The 2124-nt window shown below is 40.5% G+C and carries 2 protein-coding genes and 1 pseudogene; 2 read left to right on the top strand and 1 reads right to left on the bottom strand.

The genetic code is table 11. The features are described 5' to 3' along the window. The first annotated feature begins 211 nt into the window (after positions 1 to 211). Both rhlP and rrtA read left to right on the top strand, forming a co-directional pair. Positions 212 to 1054 carry a rhombotarget lipoprotein gene (rhlP, locus tag ABVT36_RS18895; RefSeq protein ID WP_368457947.1) on the top strand — a complete coding sequence of 281 codons (843 nt, stop codon included), beginning with the start codon at positions 212 to 214 and terminating at the stop codon, positions 1052 to 1054. A 2-nt stretch (positions 1055 to 1056) separates the two neighbouring features. Beyond that, positions 1057 to 1647 (top strand): rhombosortase, encoded by a 591-nt coding sequence (gene rrtA / locus ABVT36_RS18890; RefSeq protein WP_368457946.1) that lies wholly within the window; start codon positions 1057 to 1059, stop codon positions 1645 to 1647. A gap of 323 nt (positions 1648 to 1970) precedes the next feature. Here the strand turns inward: rrtA and tuf are convergent. Then, a pseudogene (gene tuf, locus ABVT36_RS18885) lies at positions 1971 to 2124 on the bottom strand (elongation factor Tu); the annotation flags it as partial.

The raw sequence follows: 2124 nt of genomic DNA, 5'->3' as shown, positions 1-2124 counted from the left end.
GATAGTGTATTCGGCTTCGGCGAAGGTCAGTTGGCTCATGATTGAATCTGTGTATGTTGGAAATGGGGTAAATTATGCCAGACTGAAGCAGTTTTTCAGAGGTTCCCTAACACCTCAACCAGTGCCAACCATGCCGAAAATTCTCATAATAAGTTATTTAAGTAATATAACCAATTTTAAATTCATCAAGTAACAATCTAAAGGACGCTTAATGAAACCATCAAAAAAATATTTATTTTTAATAATCTTGTTAGTTAACAGCGTGGCGTTATCAAATTGCGGCTTTGTAAGATCCCAACATTACAGCAGTAGTGCCGTTCAATATTTGTACCCGAATGAGGATGAGCGCATTGAAAGCCCAGGCATTCCGCAGTTAACCTTGCCATTGAAAGTGGGAGTTGCTTTTGTTCCTGAGGGAACCAGAGGGAAGCAAACCCTTACCGAAAAAGATAAAATAGATCTAATGTATGAAGTCAGCAAGAATTTCAAAAAATTTACATTTGTAAAATCAATAGAATTAATTCCTTCAGCTTACTTAAAAAAACAAGGTGGTTTCACGAATTTAGACCAAATTCGAACTATCTATGACATAGATGTCGTGGCTCTGCTTTCGTATGACCAAACTCAATTCACCGACGAAGGCATAGCTTCAATAACTTATTGGACACTAGTGGGAGCCTACGTCATACCTGGTGAAAAAAATGATACTAATACAATGGTGGATGCATCGGTTTACGATATCCAAAGCCGTAAAATGTTATTTCGTGCTCCGGGCATCAGTCATATAAAAAGCAAGGCCACTCCAGTCAACCTTTCAGAGCAATTGAGAGCTGACAAAATAGACGGCTTCAAAGAGGCAAGTAAAGATCTTGTTACAAATCTGGAGATTCAACTGGAGTTATTTAAAGAAAAAGTGAAAGAGCTACCAGAAGATTTCCAAATAGCGCACAGCCCTGGATATACAGGCGGCGGAAGCCTTGATGCCGCAACTGTAATCTTCTTAGCACTTATTAGCGCATATTTCTTCTACTCCAGAAGAACCAAGAAAACATAGTAATGGGGCAACTGATATTTTTAGCCTTAGTTACTCTGACAAGCTTGCTAGCAAGCTTGTCATCTAATTTTTCCTCCGCTCTCGTTTTCGATCGCAATGCTATTTTCGATGGTGAAATTTGGCGTATTATAACCGGCCATCTTGTCCACTTTTCCACCACACACCTGACTTTTAATCTATTCGCCTTTTTGGTTTTAGGCTATGTGATGGAGAATAAAAAATACCCAAACCCTTATATATTCTACTTTAGTCTATCCATGATTATTAGCATCTGTTTACTAATCTTTAAGCCCCACATGAATTACTATGGGGGCTTGTCTGGAATCGCTTATGGCATTCTATACTATTGCGCATTAATGGGTATCAAAGAGGCACGCCCCTGGCAGACCATATGTCTCTTCGCAGTCTTTTTTGTTCCCATTAAAATAGCTGTAGAGATATACATCAATGCATCCCCTCTCCCTTCGGGCAGTGGTAAATTATTTATCCCGATGCAAACCAGTCATATTTCAGGATGTTTAGTTGCTATAATTTTTTATCTTATTGGGAATAGAAATAAATCAAGTATTGCTAAAGCGTATAGGGATATGTAAAGAAATTCGAAATATTGCAGCAGGAATTTTATCTCTACCGGTGCGCCCTTATAGATTTTCTGAAGTTGGCACAGCTCTTATTCGAAGCCTATTGTTTGACCTTCAGAGCATTTTAGTGGGTGCTATAGGATTTTTTGTTCGAATGCTTATCTGCTGAGCTGACTACGGACTCTCAAGCCCTCACACTTCGTGATACCTCATCGGCGGTGCTGCAAGTTGATATAAATCAATATTTGTTAAGAAGTGGATCTAACACAGAAAAGAAAAAGACCGCAGTGTTTCCACTGCGGTCTTCCTTTAGACTAGATCAGTCGAGACTACAATTACTCGATGATCTTGGCAACAACACCTGCGCCAACGGTACGACCACCTTCGCGGATCGCGAAGCGCAGCCCGTCTTCCATGGCGATGGGGGCGATCAGAGTGACTTTCATCTGGATATTGTCACCCGGCATCACCATCTCGGTGCCTTCCGGC

Source organism: Microbulbifer sp. TYP-18, assembly GCF_040932045.1.
Classification (GTDB): domain Bacteria; phylum Pseudomonadota; class Gammaproteobacteria; order Pseudomonadales; family Cellvibrionaceae; genus Microbulbifer.
The sequence above is the reverse complement of the archived record's forward strand: the minus strand, read 5'-3'. Positions and strand labels throughout refer to the sequence as shown.